The following is a 20,977-nucleotide window of genomic DNA, read 5'->3' as shown; positions in this document are numbered from 1 at the left end:
GGTGAACGACACCCAGCGGGCGATCGAGCACTGCTACGCGCAGGGGTGGACCGACGGACTTCCGGTCGTCCCCTGCGACGAGGAGGCGCTCGCCGCCGTCCTGGCCCGGGTCGACCGCGACCCCGGCGAGGTGCTCCTCGCGATGCCGCAGATCAACCGCGCGGTGACCGTGCGGCTCGCGGCGATCAACGCGGTGATGGCCGGCTGCCTCCCGGAGTACTTCCCGGTGGTCGTCGCGGCCTGGGACTCGCTGGACCAGGAGGGCTACCCCCGCAAGGGCATCTGGCAGAGCACCACGGGGACGGCGTCCCTCCTACTGGTCAACGGCCCGGTGCGCCGCGAGCTGGGTGTCAACAGCGCCGGCAACCTGTTCGGTCCCGGCTTCCGGGCCAACGCCACGATCGGCCGCGCCGTCCGGCTGACCGCCATCAACGCGCTGGGGCTCGAGCCGCACGAGCTCGACCAGGCCACCCAGGGCACGCCGGCCAAGTACACGGCGTGCATCGGCGAGAACGAGGAGGAGTCGCCGTGGACGCCGCTGCACGTCGACTGCGGTCTCGCCCCTGAGGTCAGCGCGGTCACCGCGCTGACCATGCGCTCGACCGTGCACATCGAGGCCCGGCACACCAACGTCGCCGAGCAGCTCGTCGCGGACGTCGCCGGCACGCTGCGGCGGACCGGGGCGCTGCTGCACCGGACGGTCAGCGCCTGCGTCGTCCTCTGCCCGGAGCACGCCCACCTGCTGGCCGACGCCGGCTGGAGCAAGCGGGACGTGGCGGTGGCGCTCCACGAGCAGTCCTTCGTCCCCCGCGAGGAGCTCGACCGCGCCGGCAAGGGTGCGGTGTCGCAGAAGAGCCACTGGCGGGTGGCCCGCGACCACCCCGACGCGGTCGTCGACCCCGGCCCCGACCCGGCGCGCGACGGCATCCGGACGATGACCTCGCCCGACGCCGTCCTCGTCGTGGTCGCCGGGGCGTCGAACTCCGGCGTCTCCGCGGTCGTCGAGACCTTCGGCCCGCGCGGCGACCGGCCGCCGGTCACCCGGATCGCGGGGGTCGCAGCGCCGTGACCGGCTTCCGGGACAACCTGGCCACCCTGCTGGAAGCGGTCGCCGACGCGCTGAGCGCCCTCGACCCCGACCGCACCGCGCTGGTGCACGGCGAGCGCGCGGTGACCTGGGCGCAGTTCGACGACCGCGCGGCGCGGCTGGCCGGCACCCTCGCCGCCCGCGGCGTCGGCCCCGGCGACCGGGTGGGCATCGCGCTGCACAACTCGCCGGAGTACCTGGAGACCCTGTTCGCGGCGCTGAAGCTGCGGGCGGTGCCGGTCAACGTCAACTACCGCTACCGGGAGGCCGAGCTCGCCCAGGTCGTGGACCTCACCGACCTGCGCGCGCTGGTGGCCGACGCGACCGTGGCCGGCACCGCGGCCGCGGTCGCCGCCGCCCGCCCGGGCCTGCGCGCGGTCGTCGTGGTGGGCGACGAGGGCGGCCGGAGTGGCCACGAAGGCCGGCTCGTGGCCTACGAGGAGGCGGTGGCCGCAGCGCCGCACCCCCGGCAGCCGCGCTCGCCCGACGACCGGGTGCTCATGCTCACCGGGGGGACGACGGGCCTGCCCAAGGGCGTGGAGTGGGACTGCGCCGGCGTCTGCGGCGTCGTCTCCTCGGCCTACGGGCGGGCGGGGCGGCCCGTTCCGGCCGACCCCGCCGGGGTGGTGGCCGACGCGGTCGTGGCGGCACGGGAGGGCAGCGCGCCGGTGGTGCTGCCGGCGTCCCCGCTCGTGCACGGCACCGGCTTCTTCTCCAGCGTCGGCAACCTGCTGCGCGGCGGCCGCGTGGTCACCCTGCCGCAGCGGTCGCTGGACCCGGCGGCGCTGTGGACGGCGGTGCAGCGGCACCGCGTCGACGAGCTGGTGATCGTCGGCGACGCCTTCGCCGTCCCGCTGCTGGGCGAGCTCGACCGGGCCGCGGCCGCCGGCACCCCCTACGACCTGCGCTCGCTGCGCCGGATCGTCAGCTCCGGGGTCCGCTGGAGCCCCGAGACCAAGCGCCGGCTGCTGCGGGCCGGCCGGTTCACGCTGCAGGACTCCATCGCCGCCACCGAGGGCGGGCCGTTCGGCGTCTCGCTGTGCGGGCCGGACTCCGACTCGGTCGACTCGCGCTTCGCCCTGCCGCCCAACGCGCGGGTGGTCGCGCCCGACGGCGCCGACGTCGTCCCCGGCTCGGGCCAGGTCGGCGTCCTGGCCAGCACCGGCAACCTGCCGCTGGGCTACCTCGACGACCCGGTGGCCACCGCGGCGGTCTTCCGCACCATCGACGGAGTCCGGTACGCGGTGCCCGGTGACGCCGCCACCGTCGAGGCCGACGGCACGCTGACCCTGCTCGGCCGCGGGTCCGGGGTGGTCAACACCGGCGGCGAGAAGGTGTTCGCCGAGGAGGTCGAGCAGGCGCTGGTCGACTGCCCCGGGGTGGCCGAGGCCGTGGTGGTCGGCGTCCCCGACGACCGGTGGGGGAGCCTGGTGACCGCGCTGGTGGTGCCCGAGCCCGGCGCGCGGCTGCGGGAGGAGCCGCTGGCGGCGGCCGTGGGGCAACGCCTGGCCGGCTACAAGCGCCCGCGCCGGGTCCGGATCGTGCCGGGGATCGAGCGGACGGTGTCCGGCAAGATCGACCGGCGCTGGGCCGCCGAGCAGGCCCGGCGGCTGACCACGGGCCCGGAGCCGGCTCAGAACTGACCGGGCGGGGTGGTCCGGACGCCGAGCAGGGCGATGTCCCGTTCGATCTGGTGGGCGGTCTCCCGCAGCGGCTCCAGCGCGGCGCGCCGCAGCGCCGCGGGGGTCAGCCGCCGGGCCTGGGAGCCGACGTTGACCGAGGCGACCACGGTGCCCGAGGCGTCGCGGACCGGGACGGCGATCGAGGTCACGCCCTCCTCCAGCTCCTGGTCGACCAGCGCGAAGCCCTGGGCGCGCACCTCCAGCAGCCGGTCGCGCAGCTTGACCGGGTCGGTCGTCGTCCGCGCGGTGCGCGGCTCGAGGCGGGCGCGGGTCAGGTAGGCGTCCAGCCGGTCGTCGGGCAGCGCGGCGAGCTGGACGCGGCCGTGGGAGGTGACGAAGGCCGGCAGCCTGGTGCCGACGGTCAGCCCGCTGGAGATGACGCGGCGCGGGCCCACCCGCGCGACGTAGACGATGTCGTCCCCGTCGAGGACGGCGACGCTGGTCGTCTCGTTGAGCCGCTCGGACAGCGCGGTCAGGTGCGGGGTGGCCACCTGCGGGAAGGACAGCAGCGACAGGTACGTGTAGCCGAGCTCCAGGACGGTCGGGCGCAGGTGGAACCGCCGGTCGGTGGTGCCGACGTACCCCAGGTCGACCAGCGTCAGCACGAAGCGGCGGGCCGCCGCGCGGGTCATCCCGGTGCGGCGGGCGATGTCGCTGAGGGTCAGCTCCGGCTCCTCGGCGGTGAAGGCCTTGATCACGGCCAGCCCGCGCTCCAGGGACTGCACGAAGTAGTCGCCGCGCTGGCGGACGGCGCCGACGTCCCCGGCGCCCTCGTCGTCGGGCACGGCCTCGGGTTCGGTCAGTGGTCCAGCTCCTCCGCGCCGTCGCGGCGCTGCGCCGCGACGTCCGTCTGCGTCGTCGATCCCCGTCCGTGCGTGCGCCGGGGACGGGTGCCGACGACGCTACCCGCCCGCCGGGGTGACGATGACCTGCCCGCGGTCGGCGTCCACCCGCACCCGGTCACCGGTGCGGATGAGCTCGAACGGGTCGCCGTCGAGGTCGGTCACCGCCGGCACGTGGGTCACCACGACCCCGAGCGCGATCTTGGTGTTCATCGTGGTGAACACCATCGCCGCGGGCGCCGAACCCATCAGCCGGGTCAGGTGGAACACCCCCGACCAGCCCGAGGAGCCCTTGGCGCCGCGGAAGACCAGCACCTTGCCGGCGAAGGACTGCCCGACCAGCTCGTGCCGCGACTCGATCACCCGGCCCTCGCGGGGCTCGACCCCGCCCCAGCCGGAGATCGCCTCGCGGGTGACCAGCGCCTCCCCCTCGGCGACGCCGCCGACCAGTCCGCGACCGGTGAGCACGACCTGGCTCACGGGACCTCCCCCCGCCAGGTGCCGGTCACCGCGGCGTCCACGCACTCGGCGAGGGTGCCGAACCGGCCCTGCACGTCCATGATCGCCGGCAGGTAGTGCACCTGCTTGGCCGAGTCGGTGGCGATGACCCGGGTCCCCTTCGGCAGGAACCGGCCGATCGCCGGACAGGTGTCGCTCATCAGCAGCGCGCCGGCGTCGGCGAGCGCCCGGTCGTACCCGTTGCGCTCGGCGACGTGCCGCAACGCGCGGGGGGTGAAGACCCACAGCTCGGTGTCCGGGTGCACCCGGCGGCCCTCGAGCAGCCGGACGACGTCGCGGATCTGCCCGAGCGTCGCGTGCGGGCAGCCGATCATCACCAGGTCGACCGAGGTGTCCGTGGCCGTGGCGTTCAGGTGCTCGTACGCCTCCCGGCGCTGCGCCGGACCGTAGGTCAGCCGCTCGACCGGCGTCCGCCCGGCGAGCGCCTCCTCGACGGTGCGCGCCTCCGCCGTGACGCCCGGGACGTGGTAGAGCTCCACGCCCCCCGAGGACGCGGCCGCGGCGCCGAAGTGCTTGAGCCGGACCAGGTCGGGCGTGGTGGCGGTGATCCCGTCGACCACCGGGATGGCCTCCTCCGGCACCTGCTCGCCGATCCAGTAGCCGAGCAGCCCCCAGTCCCGGTTGCTCTCGACCGGCGTGGTCACCTCGACCAGGTGCGAGCCGTGCCGGTTCTCCTCCAGGTGCAGGCCCCAGTAGGGGATCTTGCCGGTGAGCATGGCCGCGCCCGTGCTCTCCCGGCCCTCCACGTTGGTGCGCGCGCCGAGCACGGAGTTGACGTAGACGACCGCCGAGCTCTCCATCCAGGCGCAGTGCTCGCCCTTGAGCGGGACGTTGCCCACCTGGTACGGGGTGCAGGTGGTGAGCAGGTGGATGCCGTGCTCGGCGTTGTACCGCTCGCTGGCGATGATCTCGTCGTGCTCGGCCTGCGGCAGCCCCTGCACCTGCCAGTGCTTGGTGTCCATCGGCCCGATGAGCTGGTAGCTCTGCGCGCGCACCGGGGGGATGGTCAGCACGGTGGGCGCGTCGAGGCTGTGCTCGGAGAAGGCGGCGTCCGGGGTGGGGGAGCCGCAGACCAGGCTGTGCCGGGATCCGAAGAGGTTGGCTCCGCACACGTTGTCGGTGTCGACCAGCCGCTCGGCGCCGAGCACCTCGCCGTAGCGGACCAGCAGGTCCATCGCGGCGGCGACCGCCTCGCCCTGCTCGCCGTCGAGCATCACCCGCTCGTCGTCGGTCAGCCTCATCGCCCGCCCTCCCCGCCGAGCCAGGCGCCGTCCTCCTCGAGGCGGGCCTGCAGCTTGGCGACGTCGACGTCCCCGACCGCCACCCCGGCGGAGAGGGCGAGGTCGGCGGCGGTGCCGGCGGCCTGGCCCATCGCGAAGCAGGGCCCGCTGACCCGGGCGCTGGACTGGCCCTCGTGGGTCATCGAGGCGCACCGGCCCACCACGTAGGTGTTGGACAGCACTTGCGGGACGATCATGCGAAACGGCAGCTGGTTGTAGCCGCGCGGCCGGCGCTGCCAGCGGATCTCGACGTCGCCGGCGACGTGGGCCTCGACCGGCCAGCCGTTGACGCCGATCGCGTCGGGGAAGTCGGCGCAGTCGAGGATGTCGTCCTGGGTGAGCTGGTGGGCGCCGACGATCCGGCGGGTCTCCCGGATGCCGATGTCCGGCGCGATGTCGACGACGTAGGCGGCCGCGAAGCCGGGCACCTCCTGCCGGTAGAACGGGAAGACGTCGCGGACCTGCCGGCGGCCCTGCAGCTCGCCGCGGGTCAGCTGCCACACGTCGGTGCCGTCGATCGCGCTGCCGTCGGGGTTGCGCAGCTGGGTGATGTTGGCCCGCCACTCCAGCGGGTTGCGCTGGGGCCGCACGATCGGGCGCTTGCGCGGGAAGGTGAACCGGCCGGCGCGCTCGGCGTCCTCCATGAGGCCGGACAGCCGGTCGTGGGTCGCCGCGGCGGCCCCGGCGTCCACGCCGTTGATGCGGAACATCAGTGACGGGTAGAGCATCCCGTGCCCCGGGTCGGTCTTCTCGTACGGCGCCCCGGCCCACGCGGCGAGGTCGCCGTCGCCGGAGCCGTCGACGAACACCCGGCCGCGGATCGCGCCGCGGCCCGACTTGGACTCCACCAGCAGCGCGTCGACGGTGGACTCGTCGGCCATGACCACGCCGACGGCGAGGGCGTGGAACAGCAGCGTCACGCCGGACCCGACCAGCAGGTCGTCGAGGGCGATCTTGTAGGCGCTGATGTCGTAGGCCTGGGCGAGGATCCGGTCGGCGAAGCTCAGGTGCGGCTCGTTCAGCCCGTCGAGCGCGGCCATCCGCGCCAGCAGCTCGTCGGCCAGGCCGTGGATCACCTGGCGGTGCTCGCCGTGCACGTTGGCGTGCAGCCCGCAGAACGTGGACAGCCCGCCGGCGCTGCCCGCGCCGCCGGTGTAGCCGTTGCGCTCGACCAGGATCGTCGAGCGGCCGGCGCGGGCGGCGGCGGCCGCGGCCATGACCCCGGCCGGGCCGCCGCCGACCACGACGACCTCGTACTCGCCGAGGACGGCGGTGCGCCGTCCCGGCTCCTCGATCCAGGTCACGTCGTCTCCTCGGCAGGCGCACGGCCCGGGGCGGGGGCGGTGAGCACCGCGCCCTCGGGGACGGGGGAGACCAGCCGGCGGTAGGCCGACAGCCAGCCGTGGTCCGGGCCCAGGTCGGTGCTGCCCAGCCGCTCGCGGCGGGCGGCCAGGACGTCGTCGGGCACCTCGAGGTCGACGGTGCGCCGGTCGACGTCGATGACGATCCGGTCGCCGTCCTCCACCAGGGCCAGCGGCCCGCCCAGCGCCGCCTCCGGCGTCACCTCGCCGACGACGGTGCCCACGTTGACCAACCCGGACATCTGCCCGTCGGTGACCACCGCGACGCTGTCGCCCAGGCCGGCGCCCTCCAGCGCGAAGACCACCGCCGAGCCCAGCGCCATGCCGGGCCCGCCGACGACGCCGAGGCCGCGGACGACCAGCACCGTGCCGGGGCCGACCTCGCCGCGCTGCAGTCCGGCCAGCGCCTCGTCGCGGGTCGAGTAGCACAGCGCCGTGCCCTCGAAGCGGCGCGCGCCGCGGTCGTCCACCGGCCGTTTCACCACAGCGCCGCCGGGGGCCAGCGACCCGCGGACGACCACGATCGTCGGCCGGGTCCCGAACGGGCGGTCCGCGGGGCGGACCACCTCCTCGTCGGCCACGGTGGCGCCCGCCAGCACCTCGCCGAGCGTGCCGCCGTCCACGGTGGGGACGTCGAGGTCGAGCAGGTCGCGCAGCTGGACGAGGACGGCGCGGGTGCCGCCGGCCCGCTCCAGGTCCTCGATGGAGTGCGGGCCGTTCGGACGGACCGCGCACAGCAGCGGCACCCGGTCGGCGAGCTCGGCGAACAGGCCGGGGACGTCGACGTCGACCGCCGCCTCGTGCGCCACGGCCTGCAGGTGCTTGATCGAGTTCACCGAGGCGCTGATCGCCAGCATCACCGTGACCGCGTTGCGGAAGGCGCCGGCGGTCATGACCTCGCGCGGGCGCCGGCCCTCGGTGACCAGGTCGACGATGCGGGCGCCGGCACGGCGGACGGCGTCCCACATGGCCGGGCCGTTGGCCAGCACCGGGGTGGTGCCCGACAGCGACATGCCCAGGGCCTCGCAGGCCGTGTGCATGGTGTTCGCGGTGCCGAGGCCGGCGCAGACACCGGGCCCGCGGATGGCGTTGTCGCTCATGCCGCACAGCTGCTCGAGGCTCATCCGGCCGGCGGCCACGGAGCCGGCGGCCAGGAAGACCTCCTCGATGTCGACGTGCTCCCCGCGGTGGTCGCCGCTGGGCTGGTAGCCGCAGCCGACGACGATCGTCGGGATGTCCAGCCGGCCGGCGGCCATGAGGTGCGCCGGCGCGGTCTTGTCGCACGAGGCGAGGGTGACCATCCCGTCGAGCTGGGCGCCCTCCACGGCGACCTCGACGTCGTTCACGATCAGGTCGCGGCTGGGCAGGATGTAGCGCCCGTCCCGGCCGGCGGAGGTGATGAAGTCGCTCGGGGCCGCCGTCCGGACCTCGAACGGCAGGCCGCCGGCGGCCCGGATCGCCTCCTTGAGCGGCGCGACGATCCCGTCCAGGTGGCTGAAGCAGATCGCCAGGTCCGACGACGAGTTGACGATCGCGACCTTGGGCTTGCGCATGTCCTCGTCGGAGATGCCCAGCGCCCGCCACTGCGCCCGGCGGACGGCCCAGCGGGAGCTGCCCTCCTGCAGGTTGCTGCGCAGCCGCGGCCCGCCGTCGGTCACGGGCTGACCCCGGAGACCGAGTCGTGCCACGGGATGAGCAGCCGCTTGGTCAGGGTCACCGCCGCGTAGAGCAGGGACCCCATGATCGCCAGCAGCACGATGACCGCGAACAGCTGCGGCGCGTCGAGGGCGTTGAGGCTGCGGACCACCAGGTGCCCCAGGCCCTCGCTGCCGCCCAGGTACTCGCCGACGATCGCGCCGATGACGGCGAAGACGATGCCCACCTCGGCGCCGGCGAAGATGTAGGGCAGCGTGCTGGGCAGCTCCAGGTCGCGGAACGTAGCCCAGCGGCTGGCGCCCAGGCCGCGCATCACGTCGCGGTGCCCGCGGTCCACCGACCGGACGCCCAGCATCACGTTCAGCATGATCGGGAAGAAGGCCAGGATCGCGGCCATGATGACCTTGGACGTCGTCCCGAAGCCGAACCAGATGACGAAGATCGGGATGAAGGCGACCTTCGGGATCACCTGCAGGGCCACGAGCGCCGGTTGCAGGGCCCGCTCCAGCCAGACCACCCGGCCGAGGACGGCGCCGGCCACCGTGCCGACCACGACGGCGATGACGAAGCCGAGCAGGACCTCGTAGAGGGTGATCCAGACGTCGCGCCAGATGGTCCCGCCGGTGAGCAGGTCGACCAGGGAGCGCCAGACGTCCAGCGGCGCGGGCAGGATGAACTGCGAGACGCCGATGACCGAGACGGTGAACTGCCAGCCGCCGATGAGCAGCAGGAGCAGGACCGGCGTGGAGATCAGCGGCAGGGCCCTCATCAGGCCGTCCCGCTCGCCGGGGGCCTTCTCCCGGCGGGCCGGCGTGCTGCCCCCGGCCGGCGGGGTGGTCCCGGTGCGGCGGTCGAGCGTGGTCATGGGCGGGTCACTCCTCGTCCAGTTCGTGGCGGAGCCGGCGGACGACGGTCTGGAACTCGGTGGTGGTCTCGGTCTCCAGCGAGCGCGGGCGGGCGACGGGCACCGGGGTGATCGAGCGGATCCGCCCCGGCCGCGGGGTGAGCAGCACGACCCGGTCGGCCAGGAAGACCGCCTCGTTGATCGAGTGGGTCACGAAGACGACGGTCGCGCCGGCCTGCGCGTGGATCGTCTGCAGTTCCAGGTTCATCCGGTCGCGGGTCAGCGCGTCCAGGGCCCCGAACGGCTCGTCCATGAGCAGGATCTTCGGGTCGTAGCTCAGCGCCCGGGCGATCGCCGCGCGCTGCCGCATGCCGCCGGACAGCTCCCGCGGGTAGGCGTTCTCGAACCCGGGCAGGCCGACCAGCTCGCACAGCTCCGCGGCGCGCGCCCGGCGGGCCCGCCTGGCGACCCCGCGCAGCTTCAGGGGCAGCGCGATGTTGTCGGCGATCGTGTACCAGGGGAACAGGTTGGCGTCCTGGAAGACCAGGCCGAACTGCGCGAACGCCTCGTCGTTGCGCTTGCCGCCGCGCCAGGTGCTCTCCCCGTCGGCGGTGACCGTGCCGGAGCTGGGCGCGAGCAGGCCGGCGAGGATGCGCAGCAGCGTGGTCTTCCCGCACCCGGACCGCCCGACCAGGGAGATGAACTCGCCCCTGCCGATGGAGAGGTCCACGTTGGAGAGCGCGTGCACCTCGCCGCGGCGGGCCTGGTAGACCTTGTCGACGCCCGTGACCTCCAGCTGGGCCGGGCGGCCCTCCGTTGCGGGCACGGCGCCCGGTCGCACGGCGACGTCCGGTTCCGAGATGGTCATGCCGTCCTCCCCGTGGTCCGCGGGACGTCCGTTCTCTGCTGCCGGCACCCCGGAGGGGGTGGCACCGACGTGGGTGGGTGATCCGGGTCCGGCACCGGCCGGGGGGCGCGTCATCAGGACCCCGGCGCGTAGTCGTTCGTGTACCACTCGGCCGGGTCCAGGCCCTTCGGGACGAAGCCGGAGCCCGACATCTCGTCGTAGACGGCCTGCCACTGCTCGGGCACGGTGCGGGCGATCTGGTCGTCGCCGGCCGCGGTCCACGACTCGACGTACTGGTCCAGCGCGGCGTTCGCGACCGCCTCGTCCTTGAGGGTCGGGATGTCGTAGTCGGCCAGGCACTTCTTGGTCTCGGCGTAGCCGCCGGCCTGGTCCTGCGCCACGAACTGCACGGCCTCCTTGACGGCGGCCAGGTAGTTGCGCAGCTGCTCCTGCTTGTCCGGGTCGTCGGCCTGGTCCTGGCTGGTCACGTACACCTGCCCGCCGCTCCGGACGGCGTCCGACGGGTTGTAGACCACCGCGTCCGGCTGCTGCGCGGCGAGGGCGACCGAGGTGTCGAGCGAGACGATGTAGCCGCCGATCCGGCCGGAGGTCACCAGGTCGAAGACGCCGGGGGCGACGCCGACCACCTGGGTCTGGACGTCGTCCGGCGCGATGCCGGCGGTGGCCGCGACCAGCTTGAGGATGATCTCGCTGGTGCCGCCCTCCGACGGGGTGCCCATCAGCCGGCCCTCGATGTCCTGCGGCGACTGCAGCGGGTCGGACTTCGCCGAGACGAAGCGGATGGTGCCCGTCTTGTTGATCTGGCCGACGTTGACCAGCGGCGCGTCCCGCTCACCGGCGGCCAGCATCGTCTCCATGTCGCCGACGCGGGTGATCAGCGCACCACCGGCGAGCACGGTCTGGATCGCGGGGGCCGACCCCTGGGTGGTCTCGAAGGTCACGTTCAGGCCGTGGTCCTCGAAGTAGCCGCAGGACTTGGCCACCAGCTCCGGGGTGAAGGTGAGGCTCTCCAGCGGGAGGATGTTGAGGAAGGTCACGTCCTGCAGCGCGCCGCCGCCACCCTCGCTGCCCCCGCTGCTGCTGCTGCCGGCCGCGTCGTCCCCGCCGCCGCAGGCGGCCAGCAGGGTCGCCGCGCTGGCCGCCGCGAGCGCGGCCCGCCAGCGCGGGCGGCGACGTGGTGCTGCACCGGACGGACGGGTGGGGGTGCAGGTCATCGGGTCCTCCTCGGACTCGGACGGGCCGGCGGGGTCGTGGTGGAGGCGTCCGGCTCCGGCCACCTCCGGCGGTGCGGCACCGGTCGGGCGGTGGGCCCGGTGCACCGGCGAGCTGGCCGGCGGCACCGGGCTTGTGCGGCATGCGATCACCCGTGCTCTTTGCGAACTTATGATGACGGTCACAGGGGTGTCAACGCCGGGTTCCGGATCGGCGGCGGGCGCTCGGCGGAGCGTGACCGGATCGTGACCCTCGGCCCGAGGGCCTCGACCCGGCCCCCACCGCCGGGTACCGTCCTGTGCGCACAGAGTGCAACCGTGCGGATGTCGCACATCACCGACGATGGGGTCGCACGCCGGCAGGAGGAAGCGTGGGCGGTCAGCTCGACGCGAGGGACGGCGCGGCGCCGGTCGACGGCACGCCCGGAGTGCCCACCGACGCCGCTGGCCGGCCGATGGTGGACATGGCGGCCCTCCGTCGGGTCGTGGAGTACTACGCCCAGCAGGGCTGGACCGACGGCCTGCCGGTCGTGCCCGTGACCGAGTCCTACCTCGCCGAGTTCCTCGCCCGGACCTCGCGGGCGCCGGGGGACGTCGTCTTGCGCATGCCGCACCTCGACCGGGTCTGCACGGTCCGCGCCGCGGCCGTCAACGCCGCGATGGCCGGCTGCCTGCCCGAGTACTTCCCGGTGGTGCTGGCCGCCTGGGACGCGCTGACCCTGGAGGGCTACGCCGGCCGGGGGATCTGGCAGAGCACGACGGGAACCGCGCCGCTGCTGTTGGTCAACGGGCCGGTGCGGCAGCGGATCGGGCTCAACGGCCGCGGCAACGTGTTCGGCTCCGGCGTCCGGGCCAACGCCAGCATCGGCCGCGCCATCCGGCTCACCGCCATCAACGCCTTCGGCCTGCACCCGCACCAGCTGGACCAGGCCACCCAGGGGACGCCGGCCAAGTACACCTGCTGCATCGCCGAGAACGAGGAGGACAGCCCCTGGGCGCCGTTCCCCACCGACCACGGCTTCGCCGCCGGTGAGAGCACGGTGACCGCGATGCTGATCCGCTCGGTGGTCCACCTCGAGGCGCGGCACACCACCGACCCCGAGCAGCTCGGCCGCGACCTCGCCGGCACGCTGGCCCGCACCGGTGCGCTGGTGCACGAGACGATCAGCGGCTGCCTGGTCCTGGGGCCCGAGCACGCGCACGTGTTCGCCCGCGCCGGCTGGTCGCGCACCGACGTCCGGCGGTTCGTGCACGAGCACGCCGTGAACACCCGCGAGCAGCTGGCCCGGGTCGGCAAGGACCTCGTCTCGCGGGAGACCCGCTGGCGGGTGCCGGCCGGCCACCCCGACGCGGTGCCGGACACCGCCGCGGAGGAGGGGCGCGACGTCGTCTCGGTGCTCAACTCGCCCGAGGCCCTCCTCGTCACCGTCGCCGGCGCCCACAACGCCGGCGTCTCCGCCGTCGCCGAGACCTTCGGCCCCCGGGGTGGCGCCCCGGCCATCGCCCGCGTCGAGGACGCGCCGACCCAGGGGAGCACCCGATGAGCCGACCCCACGCCACCCCCGACGTCGCTCCGCTCCACGACGCCGCGGGGACCCCGGCATGAGCACCGTGCACGAGCCCGCCCGGGACACCCCGGTCCACGGAGAGTTCGACGTCGTCGTCATCGGCGGCGGCCCGGCCGGGATCACGGCCGCGGCCGCCGCCGCGCGCGCCGGCCGCTCGACGATCCTGCTCGAGCGCTACGGCTTCCTCGGCGGCGCCGGCACGATGGGCGGGCTGTCCACCTTCTGCGGGCTGCACGCCAAGGTGCACGGCGAGCACCGCCAGGTGATCCACGGCCTGGCCGACGAGCTGCTCGAGCGGCTGGCCAAGCTCGACGGGCTCAACGAGCCGCACCTGACCATCAACGACGGCATCCTCGCCCAGGCCTTCGACATCTCCTGCTACAAGCTGGCCGCCGACGAGCTGGTCACCGCCTCCGGCGCCCGGCTGCTGTTCCACGCGGTCGCCGTCGGCGTCGTCATGGCCGACAGCGCGACCGACGACAGGGCCACGATCGAGGCGGTCCTCATCGAGTCCAAGTCCGGCCGCGCCGCCGTCCGCGGCCGGGTCTTCGTCGACGCCTCGGGGGACGCCGACGTCGCCGCCTGGGCCGGGGTGCCGTTCGAGAAGGCGCCGCACCTGCTGTACCCGTCGCTGATGTTCCGGATCAACGGGGTGGACGTCGCCGCCGCCGGGCCCGCGCCGTGGCGGACGGTCGAGCGGCTGATGACCGAGGCCGAGGCGGCCGGTACGCACACCTTCCCCCGCAAGAAGCCGATCGTGCGCCCGCAGCGCAACCCGCTGGAGTGGCGGGCCAACCTCACCCAGCTGTCGAACCCCGACGGCAGCGCGGTCGACGGCACCGACGTCGACCAGCTCACCCACGGGGAGCTGCAGGGCCGCCGACAGGCCTTCGACGCCTTCGACTTCATCAAGCACCGGACGCCGGGCTTCGGGGACTCCTACATCGTCGACATCGCCCCGCAGGTCGGCATCCGCGAGACCCGCCGGGTGCACGGCGAGTACCGGCTCACCGAGGACGACGTCCTCGACTGCGCGGACTTCGACGACGCGATCGGCGTCAACGGCTGGCCGGTCGAGGCCCACGTCGCCGGCACCGTGGAGTTCCGCTGGCAGCGCCGGCCGCGCGGCTACAACCAGCTGCCCTACGGCATGCTGGTGCCGCAGCGGGTGGACAACCTGTTCGTCGCCGGGCGCTGCGCCTCCATGACGCAGGGCGGCCAGTCCTCGGCCCGGGTCACCGGCCCCTGCTTCGCGATGGGCGAAGCCGTGGGCCAGGCCGCGGACCTCGCCATCGCCGGCGACCTGGCCGTCGGGGACGTGCCGGTCACCGAGCTGCAGCGCCGGCTGGAGCAGGGCGGGGTGTTCCTGGGTCGCGAGGAGGAGCGGTGAGCACGCTGCGCAGCAACTCCACCCCCGGCAGCACCCCCTGGGCGATGCGCCGGGCGCAGTGGACCGCGCTCGGCCTGTCCGACGAGGACATGGACAAGCCCAAGATCGCCATCGTCAACAGCTCCTCGAAGCTGGCCAGCTGCTTCAGCCACCTCGACGGCATCGTGCCCCGCCTGGAGCAGGCGATCCGCGCGGCCGGGGGTGTGCCGTTCGAGGTCCGCACGGCCGCCTCCAGCGACGCCATCACCAGCGCCGGCCGGGCCGGGCAGTACATCCTGCCCACCCGCGACCTCATCGCCAGCGACATCGAGGTCGCCGTCGAGGGGGCCCTGCTCGACGGGATGGTCACCCTGGCCTCCTGCGACAAGACCACCCCGGGCCAGCTCATGGCCGCCGGCCGGCTGGACGTCCCGACGATCGTCGTCGGCTGCGGATACCAGCCCAGCGGCGTCTACCGAGGCGAGCACGTCGACTTCGAGGACGTCTTCCTCTACGCCGGCCACGTCGCCACCGGTGCCATGACCGTCGAGGAGCTGACCGAGATGGCCAGCGTGGCGGTCGGCGGCCCGGGCGTGTGCGCGGGCATGGGGACGGCGAACTCCATGCACATCGCCACCGAGGCGCTCGGCATGGCACTGTCCGGCACCACCCCGGTGCTGGCCAACAGCCCGAAGATGTTCGCCGACGCCGAGCGGGCGGGGCGCCGGATCGTCGAGCTGGTCGCCGAGAACCTGCGCCCGCGGCAGGTCATGACGCCGGGCGCGTTCGGCAACGCGGTGACCGCCGTCCTGGCGATCAGCGGGTCGGTCAACTGCGTCAAGCACCTGCAGGCGGTCGCGGTCGAGGCCGGCTGCGACGTCGATGTCCTGGCGCTGTTCGAGCAGCTCGCGCCCCAGGTCCCGCTGATCACCGGCGTGAAGCCCAACGGGGCACGGCGGATCGACGAGTTCGAGGCCGCCGGCGGGGCCCGGGCGCTGCTCCACCAGCTGCGGTCGCTGCTCGACCTCGACCAGCCCACCGTGGACGGCCGCACCCTGGGGGAGGTCCTGGGCGGCGCGTCGGTCGGTGACGCCCGGGTGATCCGGCCGGTGGAGGACCCGCTGGCCCGCCACCCCGGCATCACCGTCGTCCGCGGCTCGCTGGCGCCCGAGGGTGGGGTCGTCAAGCGCACCGTGGCCGACGACGGGCTGCACCGGTTCACCGGCCCGGCGAGGGTCTACTCCTCCCGCGAGGAGGGTCTGGCCGGCATCCGGGCGGGCGAGGTGAGCGCCGGCGACGTCGTCGTCCTCAGCGGCCTCGGCCTGCGCGGCTCGCCCGGCATGGCGCTGACCTCGGCGGTCGTCTTCGCCCTCGACGGCGCCGGGCTGGGGGACGAGGTCGTCGTCGTCACCGACGGGCAGATGTCCGGCCTGGTCAACAAGGGCCTGGTCGTCGCGGAGGTCAGCCCCGAGGGCGCGGTCGGCGGCCCGATCGGGCTGGTCCGCGACGGCGACCTGGTCTCGGTGGACGTCGACGCGCGCACCCTGGAGCTGCAGGTGCCGGCCGAGGAGCTCGAGCGGCGCCGCGCCGAGCTGCCCCCGCTGCCGGCTCCCCGCGGGTGCGGGTGGCTGGACGTCTACGCGCGGACGGTGTCGCCGCTGGGGCGGGGCGCGACGCTCGGCGGCTGAGCCGGTGTCACCGCCGCCAGCACCGCGGCGGTCGGCGCGCTGCCCACGGAGGAGCCTCGCTCCTTCAGGCCTCGAACTTGTAGCCGAGGCCGCGCACCGTCACCAGGTGCTCGGGGTTGGCCGGGTCGGGCTCGATCTTGGCCCGCAGCCGCTTGACGTGGACGTCGAGGGTCTTGGTGTCACCCACGTAGTCCGCGCCCCACACCCGGTCGATGAGCTGCCCGCGGGTGAGCACCCGGCCGGCATTGCGCAGCAGCAGTTCGAGCAGGTCGAACTCCTTGAGCGGCAGGGCGACGGGCTCGCCGTCGACGGAGACCACGTGCCGGTCGACGTCCATGCGGACCCGGCCGGCCGCCAGCACCGACCCGGCCGGCGCCTCGGTGTGCCCGCGGCGGCGCAGCACGGCCCGGATCCGGGCGACCAGCTCGCGGGCCGAGTACGGCTTGGTGACGTAGTCGTCGGCGCCCAGCTCGAGCCCGACGACCTTGTCGATCTCGGCGTCCTTGGCCGTGAGCATGATGATCGGCACCGCGCTGCGGGCGCGCAGGGCGCGGCACACCTCGGTCCCGGGCAGCCCGGGCAGCATGAGGTCGAGCAGGACGATGTCGGCGCCACCGCGGTCGAACTCGTCCAGCGCCTCCGGGCCGCTGGCCGCGACGACGGGGTCGAAGCCCTCCCTGCGCAGCATGTAGGACAGCGCGTCGGAGAAGGACTCCTCGTCCTCCACGACCAGCACTCGGTTCACGACCGTCCCTCCGGGGCGTTCCCGGCGGGCGCACCGCCGGCGAGGTGGTGCTTGGCCGGCGCGTCCCCGGCGGGTGCAGCCGGGGTGACCTCGGGCTCGGCGGGGGGCTCGGCGGGGGGCTCGGCGGGGGGCGCGGCGCCGGGAGCCAGCGGGATCCGCAGGGTGAACGTGGAGCCGAGGCCCTCCTCGCTCCACACGCTCACCGAGCCGCCGTGGTTGGTGGCCACGTGCTTGACGATGGCCAGCCCCAGGCCGGTGCCGCCGGTGCCGCTGGCCCGGGACTGATCGACCCGGTAGAAGCGCTCGAACACCCGCGACCGGTCCTGGCGCGGGATGCCGATGCCGCTGTCGGTCACGGTGATCTCGGCGAACCCGGAGCGGGCGCGGGCGCCGACCGCGATCCGGGCTGCCTCCGGGCTGTAGGCGACGGCGTTGGCCAGCAGGTTGGTCACCGCGGTGGTCAGCTGGGCCTCCACCCCGCGCACGAGCAGGCCGCGTTGGCCGCCGGTGGCGATCGCGGTGTGCCGGGCGGCCGCGGCCAGCCTGGTCCGGTCGACGGCCTCGGCGATGACCGTGTCGACCTCGACCGGCACCAGCTCGGGCAGCGGCTCACCGCCCTGCAGCCGGGACAGGTCGATCAGCTCGCGGACCAGCCGGGCGAGCCGGTCGGCCTCGTGCGACATGCGGGCGGCGAACCGGTGCACGGTCTCCGGGTCGTCGGCGGCGTCCTCGACCGCCTCGGCGAGCAGGGACAGCGCGCCGACCGGCGTCTTCAGCTCGTGGCCGACGTTGGCGACGAAGTCGCGGCGGACCTCCTCCACCCGGCGGGCCTCCGTGACGTCGGTCAGCACCAGCCCCACCGGGCCGGGCACCGGCCCGCTCTCCAGGCGCACCCCCTGGACGCCGACCAGCCGGGGGCCGCCGCCGACCAGCGCGCCGGGCAGGGCGACGTCCGCGCGCCGCCGTCCGCCGGTGCGCACCGTGCGGGCCAGCTCGAGCAGCTCGGGGACCAGCAGCCGGGTGTCGCGGACGATGCCCAGCGCGCGCGCCGCGGGGTTGGCCAGGAGGACGACGTCGTCGGGGTCGAGCAGGACGACGGCGGGGTCCACCAGGTCGATCAGCTGCCGGGCCAGCACCGCCTCGGGCACCGGTGCGGGTGCGGCGGGGGCCGCGACGTCGCGGTCGGGACGGCGGAGGCGCAGCAGGACCGTGGCAGCCAGGACGCCGCCGACGACCAGGCCGACCACGAGGGCGACCGTCGCGCTCACGCATCCTCCTCGTCGGCGCTCGCGGAGGCCCCTCAACCGTCCGGGAAGCTCACGAGCCCGCTCCCCGCCCGATGCTAGGCCGCCGCGGCGGGGGACCTCGTCCGTCCGGGTGGCGGAACGCGTCCGTACCAGTACTGTTCACGTTCCGGTGCCCCTGCGTTCACCGGTGCGGCCACGAGCAGCAGCGTTGCCGCCATACCCTCGACAGGGAGTGCGCCGGGCGTCGTGAGGTACCGGCGTCGCGGAGACCCGCTGCTCCGGCCGGGACCGGCCGGCCGACGAGGAGGACGACGTGCGCCAGCACTACCACGAGGAACTCGACGACATCAACGACACCCTGGTCGAGATGGCCAACTGGGTCGGCTCGGCGATGAGCAAGGCGACCACCGCGCTGCTCGACGCCGACATCGAGCTGGCCAACCTGGTCATCGAGGGCGACGAGCGCATCGACGCGACCCGGGAGAGCATCGAGCAGCGCTGCTTCACCCTGCTGGCCCGCCAGGCGCCGGTGGCCACGGACCTGCGGACGATCACCGCGGCGATGCGGATCATCAGCGACCTCGAGCGGATGGGTGACCTCGCCGTGCACGTCGCCAAGCTGGCGCGCATGCGCTTCCCCGACCACGCCGTCCCCCAGGAGCTGCGGCCGATCTTCCTGGAGGCCGGCCACGTGGCCGAGAGCCTGGTCAGCCAGACCGCGACCGTGATCGCCAAGCTCGACGTCGAGGCCGCCGCCCACCTCGAGGCCGACGACGACCTCATGGACCAGCTGCACCGGCAGCTGTTCAGCGAGCTGCTCTCCAAGGACTGGCCGCACGGCATGGAGGCGGCGATCGACATCACCCTGCTGGGCCGCTACTACGAGCGCTTCGCCGACCACGCGGTCAGCGTCGCCCGTCGGGTGGTCTTCCTCGTCACCGGCGAGCGGGAGATGCACGCAGTGCACCGATGACACCGTGACACCGTCGGCCTCCGGGCGACACCGTGACATCGTCGGCCTACCGGCCGACACCGCGGCCAGGTGCCGTCCCCGACCTGCGTTGAGCCCTTCCCGACCCTTGTCGGGGAGGGCTCCGCCCGCCCACTCCTCGGGCCGCCTCGCAGGGCGACTCCAGGCGCTTCCTCGGGGGACCCTCCGGGCCCCCACTCGTCGGCGCGCCTCGCAGGGCGGCTCCAGCGCTTCCTCGCCAACCCCTCCGGGGCCGGCTCGTCAGCGCTTGCCCTGGTTCTTGACGGCCTCGATGGCGGCGGCCGCGGCCTCGGGGTCGAGGTACTCGCCGCCGGGCTTGACCGGGCGCAGGTCGCCGTCCAGGTCGTAGCGCAGCGGGACGCCGGTGGGGATGTTCAGCCCGACGACCTCGTCCTCCCCCATGCCGTCCAGGTGCTTGACCAGCGCCCGCAGGCTGTTGCCGTGCGCGGCGACGAGCACGGTGGCCCCGGTGCGCAGGTCCGGCACGATCGTGTCGTACCAGTACGGCAGCATCCGGACGACGACGTCGGCCAGGCACTCGGTCGCCGGGCGCACCTCCGGCGGCAGCACCGCGTACCGCGGGTCGCCGTCCTGCGAGAACTCGCTGCCGGGCTCGATCGGCGGCGGCGGGATGCTGTAGGAGCGGCGCCACACCATGAACTGCTCCTCGCCGTACTCGGCGAGGGTGGCCGCCTTGTCCTTGCCCTGCAGCGCGCCGTAGTGCCGCTCGTTGAGCCGCCAGGAGCGCTTCACCGGGATCCACTGCCGGTCGGCGGCGGCCAGCGCCAGCTCGGCGGTGGAGATGGCCCGCTTGAGCACCGAGGTGTGCACGACCTCCGGCAGCAGCCCGTGCTCGACGAGCAGCTCGCCGCTCCGCGCCGCCTCGGCCCGGCCCTTCTCGGACAGCGCCACGTCCACCCAGCCGGTGAACAGGTTGGCCTTGTTCCACTCGCTCTCGCCGTGGCGGAGGAGCACCAGGGTGTGGGTGGGGGTCGGCGCGGTCACGCCGTCATCCTGCCCGATGCGGGCCTCATCTGGTGAGCAGCGGCCACAGCAGCCAGGTCTCGAACGCCGCCGGCGGCAGCAGGCCGACGAGCAGCCACCGGCTGCGCACCGGCCGCTCGGCGCCCCACCGCAGGACGGCGACGGCGGCGACGCTGCAGGTCACCGCGACGACCAGCCACAGCACGACCTCGGCGACGTCCGGGACGACGAGCTGGGCGAAGAGCAACCGCACCGCGCAGAGCAGCAGCGGGTACGCCAGTGCCGAGGCCGCGACCACGCCCACGAGCGCCCGGACGAAGCGCTGCTGTCCGCGACCCTCCTGCACCGCCGCCACGCTATCGGCTGCCGGCGCGGCCGACGGGCCGGCGGCGTGCCCCGTCGGGGCATCGTCGGGGGCGCTCCTGCAGGTCGGGGGAACGGTCACACCCCGCCGTCCGGGGAGCCGCCGGAGCGGGACCGGCGCCCCGGGTCGGCGAAGTCGGCGAACGCCTCGAGGTTGGCCAGCGACTCGCCCCGCTTGACCCGCCACTCCCACTCCCGGCGGATCGAGGTGCCGAAGCCGATCTCCAGCATCGTGTTGAAGTGGTCGTCGGCGTAGCTCAGGACGGCGCCCAGGACGCGGTCGAGCTCCTCGGGCGTGACCGCGGCGTGCGGGAGCCGGCCGGTGAGGTAGACGTCGCCGACGCGGTCGATGGAGTACGCGACCCCGTACGTGCGGGCGTTGTGCTGCAGCAGGAAGGTCCACAGCTGCTCGCGGTTCTCGTCGGGCTGGCGGCAGACGAACGCCTCCACCCGCAGCGCGTGCTCGCCGACGATCAGCCCGCAGACGGTCTTGAGCTTCCTGGTGCCGGGCAGGTCGACCAGCCAGCGGCCCGGGGCGGGGTGCTCGTGCACCAGCTCGGCGTCCCGCAGCGTCTGCTCGACGACCGCGTCGAGCTCCTCGACGCTGCGTCGTCGGCCCACGGCGCCCCCGTCCTCGCCCCCCGTGCTCACTGATCGCTCCCGCCCGGCGGA

The 20,977-nt window shown here is 74.4% G+C and carries 19 protein-coding genes; 6 read left to right on the top strand and 13 right to left on the bottom strand.

Annotated elements, in window-relative coordinates:
• Position 1 precedes the first annotated feature (1 nt).
• Both DQ238_RS13570 and DQ238_RS13565 read left to right on the top strand, forming a co-directional pair.
• On the top strand, positions 2 to 1,069 hold the full coding sequence (locus tag DQ238_RS13570) for a hypothetical protein (protein ID WP_113781789.1): 1,068 nt from the start codon (positions 2 to 4) through the stop codon (positions 1,067 to 1,069).
• Positions 1,066 to 2,730: an AMP-binding protein gene (locus DQ238_RS13565; protein ID WP_113781788.1), complete on the top strand. Its 1,665-nt coding sequence runs from the start codon at positions 1,066 to 1,068 to the stop codon at positions 2,728 to 2,730. The genes DQ238_RS13570 and DQ238_RS13565 overlap by 4 nt, the downstream gene beginning before the upstream one ends.
• Here the strand turns inward: DQ238_RS13565 and DQ238_RS13560 are convergent.
• From DQ238_RS13560 to DQ238_RS13525, 8 genes are all read right to left on the bottom strand, one after another.
• On the bottom strand, positions 2,721 to 3,554 hold the full coding sequence (locus DQ238_RS13560; RefSeq protein ID WP_113781787.1) for an IclR family transcriptional regulator C-terminal domain-containing protein: 834 nt from the start codon (positions 3,552 to 3,554) through the stop codon (positions 2,721 to 2,723). The two genes, DQ238_RS13565 and DQ238_RS13560, sit on opposite strands and share 10 nt — an antisense overlap.
• A 117-nt stretch (positions 3,555 to 3,671) precedes the next feature.
• Positions 3,672 to 4,091, bottom strand: coding sequence for an aconitase X swivel domain-containing protein (locus DQ238_RS13555; protein WP_113781786.1), 420 nt, complete (start codon positions 4,089 to 4,091; stop codon positions 3,672 to 3,674).
• On the bottom strand, positions 4,088 to 5,371 hold the full coding sequence (locus DQ238_RS13550) for an aconitase X catalytic domain-containing protein (RefSeq protein ID WP_113781785.1): 1,284 nt from the start codon (positions 5,369 to 5,371) through the stop codon (positions 4,088 to 4,090). The genes DQ238_RS13555 and DQ238_RS13550 overlap by 4 nt, the downstream gene beginning before the upstream one ends.
• Entirely contained in the window at positions 5,368 to 6,714 is a 1,347-nt protein-coding gene (locus tag DQ238_RS13545) for an FAD-dependent oxidoreductase (protein ID WP_199506339.1), read from the bottom strand. Before DQ238_RS13545 ends, DQ238_RS13550 begins: the two co-directional genes overlap by 4 nt.
• Positions 6,711 to 8,429: a dihydroxy-acid dehydratase gene (locus DQ238_RS13540; protein WP_113781784.1), complete on the bottom strand. Its 1,719-nt coding sequence runs from the start codon at positions 8,427 to 8,429 to the stop codon at positions 6,711 to 6,713. The genes DQ238_RS13545 and DQ238_RS13540 overlap by 4 nt, the downstream gene beginning before the upstream one ends.
• A complete protein-coding gene (locus DQ238_RS13535) occupies positions 8,426 to 9,292 on the bottom strand; it encodes an ABC transporter permease (protein ID WP_199506338.1) in 867 nt (288 codons plus the stop codon). The genes DQ238_RS13540 and DQ238_RS13535 overlap by 4 nt, the downstream gene beginning before the upstream one ends.
• A gap of 7 nt (positions 9,293 to 9,299) precedes the next feature.
• Positions 9,300 to 10,139, bottom strand: a complete 840-nt coding sequence (locus DQ238_RS13530; protein WP_113781783.1) for an ABC transporter ATP-binding protein — start codon at positions 10,137 to 10,139, stop codon at positions 9,300 to 9,302.
• A gap of 113 nt (positions 10,140 to 10,252) precedes the next feature.
• Positions 10,253 to 11,353 carry an ABC transporter substrate-binding protein gene (locus DQ238_RS13525; protein ID WP_147263074.1) on the bottom strand — a complete coding sequence of 367 codons (1,101 nt, stop codon included), beginning with the start codon at positions 11,351 to 11,353 and terminating at the stop codon, positions 10,253 to 10,255.
• 368 nt (positions 11,354 to 11,721) lie between these two features.
• Between DQ238_RS13525 and DQ238_RS13520 the strand changes: the two genes are divergently transcribed.
• Genes DQ238_RS13520 through DQ238_RS13510 form a run of 3 tightly spaced genes read left to right on the top strand, consistent with a single transcriptional unit; the run spans position 11,722 to position 15,975 of the window.
• Positions 11,722 to 12,894, top strand: a complete 1,173-nt coding sequence (locus tag DQ238_RS13520) for a hypothetical protein (RefSeq protein ID WP_199506337.1) — start codon at positions 11,722 to 11,724, stop codon at positions 12,892 to 12,894.
• Between the two features lie 58 nt (positions 12,895 to 12,952).
• Entirely contained in the window at positions 12,953 to 14,308 is a 1,356-nt protein-coding gene (locus DQ238_RS13515; protein WP_113781781.1) for an FAD-dependent oxidoreductase, read from the top strand.
• A complete protein-coding gene (locus DQ238_RS13510) occupies positions 14,305 to 15,975 on the top strand; it encodes a dihydroxy-acid dehydratase (protein ID WP_199506336.1) in 1,671 nt (556 codons plus the stop codon). Before DQ238_RS13515 ends, DQ238_RS13510 begins: the two co-directional genes overlap by 4 nt.
• Before the next feature lie 64 nt (positions 15,976 to 16,039).
• Here DQ238_RS13510 and DQ238_RS13505 read toward each other — a convergent pair whose 3' ends face one another.
• Positions 16,040 to 16,720 (bottom strand): response regulator transcription factor, encoded by a 681-nt coding sequence (locus DQ238_RS13505; protein ID WP_113781780.1) that lies wholly within the window; start codon positions 16,718 to 16,720, stop codon positions 16,040 to 16,042.
• The gene (locus tag DQ238_RS13500; protein WP_113781779.1) at positions 16,717 to 17,988 is read right to left on the bottom strand and encodes a cell wall metabolism sensor histidine kinase WalK; all 1,272 of its coding nucleotides are present in this window, start codon (positions 17,986 to 17,988) and stop codon (positions 16,717 to 16,719) included. Before DQ238_RS13500 ends, DQ238_RS13505 begins: the two co-directional genes overlap by 4 nt.
• A gap of 292 nt (positions 17,989 to 18,280) precedes the next feature.
• Between DQ238_RS13500 and phoU the strand changes: the two genes are divergently transcribed.
• Positions 18,281 to 18,940: a phosphate signaling complex protein PhoU gene (gene phoU / locus DQ238_RS13495; RefSeq protein ID WP_113781778.1), complete on the top strand. Its 660-nt coding sequence runs from the start codon at positions 18,281 to 18,283 to the stop codon at positions 18,938 to 18,940.
• Between the two features lie 258 nt (positions 18,941 to 19,198).
• On the opposite strand, the gene DQ238_RS13490 is transcribed toward phoU, so the two are convergent.
• From DQ238_RS13490 to DQ238_RS13480, 3 genes are all read right to left on the bottom strand, one after another.
• Positions 19,199 to 19,963: a phosphoglyceromutase gene (locus DQ238_RS13490; RefSeq protein ID WP_113781777.1), complete on the bottom strand. Its 765-nt coding sequence runs from the start codon at positions 19,961 to 19,963 to the stop codon at positions 19,199 to 19,201.
• 25 nt (positions 19,964 to 19,988) lie between these two features.
• A complete protein-coding gene (locus DQ238_RS13485; protein WP_147263073.1) occupies positions 19,989 to 20,288 on the bottom strand; it encodes a hypothetical protein in 300 nt (99 codons plus the stop codon).
• 95 nt (positions 20,289 to 20,383) lie between these two features.
• Positions 20,384 to 20,926, bottom strand: coding sequence for a YbjN domain-containing protein (locus tag DQ238_RS13480; RefSeq protein ID WP_113781775.1), 543 nt, complete (start codon positions 20,924 to 20,926; stop codon positions 20,384 to 20,386).
• Between the last annotated feature and the right edge of the window lie 51 nt (positions 20,927 to 20,977).

The sequence above is a fragment of the Geodermatophilus sp. TF02-6 genome (assembly GCF_003319115.1).
Taxonomy (GTDB): Bacteria; Actinomycetota; Actinomycetes; order Mycobacteriales; family Geodermatophilaceae; genus Geodermatophilus.
This window is presented reverse-complemented; position numbering and strand designations above follow the sequence as displayed.

Coding starts and splice junctions, on each gene's coding strand:
- DQ238_RS13550 (WP_113781785.1), bottom strand. CDS start 5,371: ATGAGGCTGACCGACGACGAGCGGGTGATGCTCGACGGCGAGCAGGGC.
- DQ238_RS13515 (WP_113781781.1), top strand. CDS start 12,953: ATGAGCACCGTGCACGAGCCCGCCCGGGACACCCCGGTCCACGGAGAG.
- DQ238_RS13530 (WP_113781783.1), bottom strand. CDS start 10,139: ATGACCATCTCGGAACCGGACGTCGCCGTGCGACCGGGCGCCGTGCCC.
- DQ238_RS13525 (WP_147263074.1), bottom strand. CDS start 11,353: ATGACCTGCACCCCCACCCGTCCGTCCGGTGCAGCACCACGTCGCCGC.
- DQ238_RS13535 (WP_199506338.1), bottom strand. CDS start 9,292: ATGACCACGCTCGACCGCCGCACCGGGACCACCCCGCCGGCCGGGGGC.